This is a genomic window from Alphaproteobacteria bacterium (assembly GCA_030680745.1).
Lineage (GTDB): Bacteria > Pseudomonadota > Alphaproteobacteria > JAUXUR01 > JAUXUR01 > JAUXUR01.
In genome coordinates this window covers 1-7,901 of the sequence record JAUXUR010000061.1, presented here as the reverse complement: position 1 = coordinate 7,901, position 7,901 = coordinate 1, and the positions used below count along the sequence as shown (strand labels likewise).

Annotated in this window: 5 protein-coding genes; 2 read left to right on the top strand and 3 right to left on the bottom strand. The window is 31.2% G+C overall.

The genetic code is table 11. The features are described from left to right. The first annotated feature begins 647 nt into the window (after positions 1 to 647). On the top strand, positions 648 to 2,780 hold the full coding sequence (locus Q8L85_07110) for a leucine-rich repeat domain-containing protein (GenBank protein MDP1724456.1): 2,133 nt from the start codon (positions 648 to 650) through the stop codon (positions 2,778 to 2,780). Positions 2,781 to 2,891: 111 nt separating this feature from the next. Here Q8L85_07110 and Q8L85_07105 read toward each other — a convergent pair whose 3' ends face one another. The 3 genes from Q8L85_07105 to Q8L85_07095 all read right to left on the bottom strand — a co-directional run bounded on the left by Q8L85_07105 (position 2,892) and on the right by Q8L85_07095 (position 6,222). Next, entirely contained in the window at positions 2,892 to 4,205 is a 1,314-nt protein-coding gene (locus Q8L85_07105) for a hypothetical protein (protein ID MDP1724455.1), read from the bottom strand. Positions 4,206 to 4,777: 572 nt separating this feature from the next. Next, positions 4,778 to 5,314 carry a hypothetical protein gene (locus Q8L85_07100; protein MDP1724454.1) on the bottom strand — a complete coding sequence of 179 codons (537 nt, stop codon included), beginning with the start codon at positions 5,312 to 5,314 and terminating at the stop codon, positions 4,778 to 4,780. Positions 5,315 to 5,401: 87 nt separating this feature from the next. Further along, a protein-coding gene (locus Q8L85_07095) for an IS5 family transposase (GenBank protein ID MDP1724453.1) occupies positions 5,402 to 6,222 on the bottom strand; the annotation gives its coding sequence in 2 pieces (ribosomal slippage) (positions 5,402 to 5,835 and positions 5,835 to 6,222; 822 coding nt in all). Between the two features lie 727 nt (positions 6,223 to 6,949). Between Q8L85_07095 and Q8L85_07090 the strand changes: the two genes are divergently transcribed. Further along, the coding region (locus Q8L85_07090; GenBank protein MDP1724452.1) for a transposase at positions 6,950 to 7,901 on the top strand (952 nt) is incomplete at its 3' end.

Genomic DNA, 7,901 nt, shown 5'->3' with positions numbered 1-7,901 from the left:
ATTATATTCTTTATTTACTTATGGTATTGATTTTATAAAAAATAATATTTCATTTGAAAAAATAAATCGATGTAATTATGTTAATTTTTTGCTAGCATTTGTTATAGATTTAATTGGTTAAAAGTGTCGTGTACTATGGTTTTGTATATTTAATTTTATTTTATCAAAAAACAATTAATATTTTATTAATAATAAATTCATTTTATAGATTAATTTTATAAAACAAAAATACATCTTTTTATTAAATATATTACTTTTATAAAACAAACTTTGTTGTGTATACATTAATAAAATTATTCAAACAAATATATACGTGAAAAACACTTAGATTAAAATTTTTATGGAAAAGTTTTATTGCAAAAACTCTTAAATTAACGACATAAAAAAGAGCTAATCCAGAAAAATATCACTGCGGAATATAGTAAATAAACGTAAAAAATACAATTAAAAAGTAATAGTCAACAACAATCTGCGTTTTCTTCAACTCATGAAAATTAATTTAGAAAATAATATTTTAAACATCTTTAATTTTTATATATATTTTTTTATTACATAATACATTTTATGTATAGTTATAATAATTTTATTGATTTTTACTTAGAATTAATTTAAAATATATTTATTATTAAAATTTTAGCGGGTTTGTTGTGTATAGAATATTATCATTTCTTTTTCTTGTTTCTTTTTTACTTTCATCGCCCTCTCATTCATGGAATCCTCTTGAGGGATCTGAAGAAGATGAAGATGTAGATATGTCATTTTCCTCCCAGCCTGAGGACATTGAAAAAAAGGATCCTGAAGAGTTAGAAGAAGTAAATTCCCATAAGGCAAAAAAACGCCCCATAAGCGCACTTTACGAAAATGGTGATGGAAGAGAAGAACCCGTTAAGAGACGACGTCTGAATTCAGATATAGGAAATGTAAGTATATCAGAGGAACCTATTAGTCATTATTCAGAAGCTTCACAAAACCTTGAGGGAAATGTGTCTGCAGATCGCCCTATTTATTCTCTTGATAATTTACCTGCTGAATTAATAGTACACATTACAAATTTCCTTCCCACAGATGATCAAAAAAAATTCTCCCTTATGTCCAAGAATATCTATGCAAGCCTACTGCCAAAAGAAGTCGTTTATCGTGAAAATTCATCTGTTTTACTGAAAAAAGAAATTGAACTTTCGACTAGAAAAGGTTTTTTAGAAAACCACAATGCTTTGAAATTAAAATTGGAAATTAAGCCTCAAACCGAAAAAGAATGGAATGCCCTAGGAAAAAAATTTCCTTTTATTAAAGAATTGCATATAAGTGATATTCCTCTATCAAAAAACGATCTTATTTCACTATGTAAATCTTTTTATAACATAAGATTACTTAGTTTACAGAAATGTTTAATTGACGTTGAAGGTTTGGCCGTTATTGCTGAAAGCGAGAATATGAAGAATTTGGAAACGCTTCATATTGTGGGTAATTCTATGAGTGCCGTTGAGAATAATATAATTCGCGCTGACGGCGCTAAAATTATTGCTAGAAGCTCTCATATGGCTAATTTGAGAGAGCTTAATCTTGGTGTGAATATCATTGGGGCTGAAGGCGCTCAAGCTATTGCTACAAGTCCGCATATGGCCAATTTGAGAAAGCTTAATCTTAGCAATAATCAAATTGGTGATGCAGGGGCTCAATCTATTGCTATAAGCCCGTATATGGCTAATCTGACTGAGCTTAATCTCTGGGGTAACATTATTCATGATGCAGGAGCTCAAACTATTGCTACAAGTCCGCATATGGCTAATCTGACTGAACTTAATCTCAGGGATAATCTTATTCATGATGCAGGGGCACACTCTATTACGACAAGTCCATATATCACTCATTTAAGAAAGCTTAATCTCCGGGGTAATAAAATTGGTCTTATAGGGGCTCAAGCGATTGCTACAAGTATGTATATGGCTCATTTGAGAAAACTTGATCTTGGGTTCAATAAAATTGGCGCTGAAGGCGCTCAAGCGATTGCTGCAAGCCCGTATATGCCTAATCTGATTAAGCTTAATCTCTGGGGCAATGGAATTGGTGATACAGGCGCTCAAGCTATTTCTGCAAGCCCATATATGGCTAATCTGACTGATCTTAATCTCAGAGGTAACCTTATTCATGATGCTGGGGCTCAAGCGATTGCTACAAGTCCGCATATGGCTAATCTCAGAAAACTTAATCTTGGACTTAATAAAATAGGTGATACAGGCGCTCAAGCGATTGCTACAAGTCCGTATATGGCTAATTTGAATAAGCTTATTCTCTGGGATAATCAAATGGGTGATGCAAGCGCTCAAGCGATTGCTACAAGTCCGCATATGGCTAATCTGAGAAAACTTGATGTTGGAGTTAATAAAATGGGTGATGCAGGCGCTCAAGCGATTGCCACAAGTCCATATATGAGCCATTTAAGGGAGCTTCTTCTCTACAATAATACAATTCATGATGCAGGCGCTCAAGCGATTGCTACAAGTCCATATATGAGCCATTTACAAGTGCTTAATCTCGACAATAATAAAATGAGTGATATTGGTGTTATAGCCATTGCTGAAAGCATGTATTTAAGAAATTTAAGAAAGCTGACTCTTAATTATAATAACATTACTAATTCAAGTGTTATTGCTATTGCCGATAGCTTGCATTTGAAGAATTTGAAGGAGCTTGGTATCACGTCCAAAACAATTCGACATTCATTTTTAATAGCTATGAAAAAAAATCTGAAGAGCAAAAATATTTTAATCTTACTTTAATCATGATAACCAAAAAAATTAAAAAAGATTAAGATTATCGACAAAACAAAATGAAATAAGTTATTAAAAGGGATTTGAAAGACATGAACCCTACTGTGTGTCTAAAAAATATTAAGCTACTTCAATCAAGACATTCAAATCAATAGATAGAAGTTGCATAAGATGTAACCAATTACCTTTAGCAAGATTAACAATTCTATCAAGATCAGCAGAAAATTCTTGAATTAACGAATCATCAACAGAAAATTGATTGGGTATTTCATCCTTCAAACCTAAAGCAATTTCATAAACTTCTTGAATTAATTTATTACGAAATTTAACATCCTTAATTTGATTCGTTAATTTTTGCAATCTTTTAAAAGCTTCATATTTGCAATCTAAATTGCTTGCATTTCTCGCCAATTCAAGAATTATATTCACTGCGCTTTGAAAATAAAATCCAGTATCAATTAGATAATCATCATTTATACGCCTATTTTCTTTCAAACATGCCATATAAAACAGAAGATTATTTGCTAAATAATATTTGCAATACTCATTTTTTAAATTTTTACAGTATAACAATAATAATTTGGGACTTATTTTTGCGTATAATTCATCACATTCCAAAAGTGACAATGATATACCAATATCATCATACCGAACATTAAAAATTTTTTTTGATTCATCTATACTAGATTGTTGTGATGGATCTTTAAAAAAAAGAATAAATTTTTTAATCAAATGGCTAGCCGCTACCGATAACCCTTGCCGCAAATCCTTCTGCTGCTCTTTGTTAAATTCTTTAGTTGTGTCCAACAAAAGTTTAACGGCGCTGAATTGAAATTTAAAATCGTCTCCCTTAAGTGCTAAATCAAACATCATATTGATTGCTTTATTAACAACAATATTTAAATTATTATTACTATAATAGTAATTTATATAATTATTTTTTATAAAAAAATCTAAAATCGATTGTGCTATGTAATATGTATACCTATCACTTTGTTCATCCTTTGAAAGATCGAAAAGTAGATTTATATCTTCATTAGAATATGAATTTGAATCCTCTGTCACACAAGGTGCTATCAAACTACGAATTTCTCTCTGGTTGAAATTTCGAATCAACTTTAGACCTAATTGCACTAAAGGTGACATATCTAACAAACATTTCTCATATTCGTTCCATATGCATAAAAATGATTTCTCCCTCTGTGTTACGTCGGTGGCATGATTTCCATATTCAATAAATACATCACATATGTCCTTGTCTTTTCTATTATCAAAAATTTTTCTAAGTTGATCAATTGTATATAAATCACATGATTTATTTTCATTTTTTTGTTCAGAAGGATCGTTTTCAATGTAAATGTTATCCCCATCAGCTGAAGCAGCAGATTTAATTGAAAAAACTAGAAAAAAAATGATGTGAAAAAACTTTTTCATCGAAAACCTTTAGCTTTAATTAGGATTAATAACACTCGATATGTAATTTATAATATACAAACTTAACTTAGATAGGTACTGCAGCAAAATAACTTTAATCTATTTTTATCGTTACTTGTCTTAATTTAAAATTTCTTCACTATAGATTCTAATACAAAAAAAATCTTAATCTACTACCCAGCAAATCTCACTACATAGTATTAAAATTACACCACAGAATTAACACTTTTTCTTGCGTTAGTAAAGTAAAAAGATAATAAAAAAAGACCCAAAACGAATCACCCAGATCCATTTAACATTATCAATCTTAAAAAACATAAAAAAAAAGAGCTAAAGCGATTAAGTTTGAGCTCTTTTTTGAAAGTAAGAAAAACAATTATTGTAGACGTTGTAGATATAATTTCCGCGATCCAAAATGTAAAAAAGGAATAAAGAAGAATCGGAAAGATCAAGCCGATCATCTAATTAGCAATAGCAAGCTAAATATATTGCTGTAAGTACGCATCTGTCCTTTCTTATACATCCACTATTTCCAAGTACAAATATAATTTTTGTCATCATTCTTCCTTAATTTACCTCAATCTATTAAGCTCTTCCTCACTTCTTTTAGCGATATCCATTAAAAGGTGAATATCGGCATCAGACAAATGATCATCTAAGGATAAGAGGCGGATTTTATATTGATATAAAAAAGTTCGGAGAAGTGCTGCTTTTTGAACAATACTGTTCTCTGATTGAAACATTTCTTTATAAAGCTTAACCATAATCTCATAGATATCTTCAAAAGTGGCTCTTTGACTTTGCACTAAAATTAAATCAAACTCATGAGCTGCTGCTTTTTGAGGATCAAAACGAAGGGATGTTTGCTTTTTGACTTCTCCGTAAGCTTTCTCAAGGTCGGGAAGCATTTTATCTCGTAAAACTTTTTTATCAGATGTTGCACCTTCAGTCTCTAAAATCTTGATCGCTTGCATATAATGCTGAGCAACAGGTTTTCGGTCTTCTACACCATAAAAATAAGCAATATCACTTTCAAGCTTAAGGACTTTATCTGAGTTTATTTTTGTAAAGTAAATGTGTTGTGCAGATTTAGGTGCAATTTTATTCATATTAACGCCTTATTTCTTTTTCTAAAAAAAGAGCCTCAATGAAGCCTATTTCAAGCGTTTTTTTAATAGAGCTCTTGCATAACCGGATTAAAGTTCAAAATTATAAATACCAGCAATTAAGTTGAATCTTAATCCAAATCGTTTTCTTCTTTTTCTATAACGATCAGCAATAATTTTAAATCTTTTAACCATTCCGATGACATTTTCATTTAAAACACGTTCACTGGATAATTCACGATTTTTCTTTTTGTCTTGCTTTGTTAGCGCCTTTTTTTTTGTTTTTTTCTTTGGTAAATCTGAATTTTTGTGCAACTTTTGTATTCCTTGGTAGCCTGTATCTGTGAGGGTTTTTGTCTTTGGATGGATATGAACGCCAGATTCTTTAAATAACCTAAAATCATGGCGCTTTCCATTTGAAAAATTTGTGCAAATTATTTCTTTGGTCTTCTTATCTACTATAAGCTGTGTCTTTAATGTATGTTTTTTCTTTTTTCCAGAATAATAGTGTTTTTGTTTTTTTTTGGACGTTCAATTGGTGTTTCAGTTGCATCAATCAACACAACCTCATATTCAATATTACTTTTAAGTAGTGCCTTACGACCTAGTAGTGAAAATTTTTTATCTTTTATAAGTGTATCTTCAACCCAGCGTATATTTCTATAACATGTACTTTCACTTATTCCATAACTACGCGATATATGAAAATATGTCCTATATTCTCGTAAATATTCTAATGTCATAAGCAACCTGTTTTCCATTATCAATTTATTTGGCTTTCCTCCATGGGTTTTTATTTTGGTTTCTGCTTCACTTAATATTTTTAGCATCTCTTCAAATGTTTTACGTTTGACTCCCGTTAATCTACGAAAATTTTCTTCTGACTCTTCTTTTACTTGATCAAACTTCATTTCAATCTCTCTAAAAATGATTGAAGTTTAATCATTTCAAGCGGTTATGCAAGAGCTCTAATACATAACATTCCAATTGGACCAACAGGTGCAGCGATTGCTAGTTCTATTAAAATTGATTCAAAAAACACTGAATACATATAATGTCCTATCTAAGTAACCTCAAGTCGGGATTAAATTTTTTTAAAAACCATAAAAACAGCATCTTTGCGAGCGCTGAAAGCGCGCGGCAATCTATAAAATCGCTATTTTTTTAGATCGCCACGCCACTAAAGTGGCTCGCGATGACGAATCATGTTGAGCTTCCTAAGATTAACCACAAGTTAATCCCGAACTCAGGTTAAGTAAAATTACAATGCATTAAAATCTTATGAGATATTAAACAAACAAATTTATAAAACATTGTTCTCAATTTTATTTGGAGTAACTCTTTATTTCGCTGATTAATTCCTCTTCATTTGGTGGGTTCGCATAAATCTGTTCCACAGTTAGACCTTTCTTATGAATAAGAAAAAAAACTTCTAAATGAAACCGTCGATAGACCCCACTTTTTTGATAATCCATAAGAGAACTTCCTGAGGCAAGTAATTGTTGATTTTCGTCAAAATCAAAATGCCCTCCTTTGCCAACATAATCCGCGTATCCTTCCTCTAACCACCATAGGTATCTACACAAATAAGAGGAATTAATGTTTAATATGTGATCTTTAATTTCTTAGGTAATATAAATGGACTTAGAATCTCGACTTGTACGTCGTTATCATCAATTAGTGAAATCACACATGAGTATCAATAACTTATTAACAGCAGGTATAAAGAGTACATTAGAGGGGAATGAAGCGTTTAATCAAACCCAAGCTGCTTGGCGTTTTTTTAATAACGAACGTTGTGAATTAACAGAATTAATAAAGCCTATAAAAGATTCTGCCTTAAATCAATCAGAGCAATTATGTGTCAACTATAATCTTATTGCTCACGATTGGAGTGGTTTAATTTATAAAAAACATACGAATAAAAAAGACCGATTTGGCGTCCATCATGAAAAAGAATTGGGCTATGAGTTACAAGCCAGTTTATTATTAAATGATAAAAATGGCTGCCCTATCGCACCGATTGCATTAAATGTGGTGACAAAAACAGAGGTTCTAAGTACTTATCAAAAAGAGAGTAATTTGGATGAAACACATTTAGAAGAATTAGCTAAGCGAGTAGATTACATTGAAACGCTTGGATTTAAAAAACCCTTAGTACATATTGTGGATAGAGAAGGCGATTCCGTTCAATTGATGCGAATTCTTGACGATAAAAAATGGTTGTTACGGTCGCGAAGCAATAGTTGTATTAGTTATCAAGGTACATCATTACGTGTGGATAAACTTGCTGAGCAATTAATCTTTACGCATTCACGAATGATTAATTACAAAGGACAGAAGGCCGAACAGTTTTTATCAGAAGCTGAAATTACGATAACGCGTGAATCACAACCTAAGAAAAAAGTGGATGGAAAACGGCATAAAATCAAAGGGGAAGCAGTCAAATGTCGTTTGATTGTAAGTAGAGTGGAAAAAGAAGGTAAAGTATTAGCATGGTGGTATTTAGTAACGAATGTTAAAGAAGTTTGTATGGCTGATATTGCTCTTTGGTATTATTGGCGTTGGTCAATCGAATCTTTTTTTAAGT

Coding starts and splice junctions, on each gene's coding strand:
- Q8L85_07105 (MDP1724455.1), bottom strand. CDS start 4,205: ATGAAAAAGTTTTTTCACATCATTTTTTTTCTAGTTTTTTCAATTAAA.
- Q8L85_07100 (MDP1724454.1), bottom strand. CDS start 5,314: ATGAATAAAATTGCACCTAAATCTGCACAACACATTTACTTTACAAAA.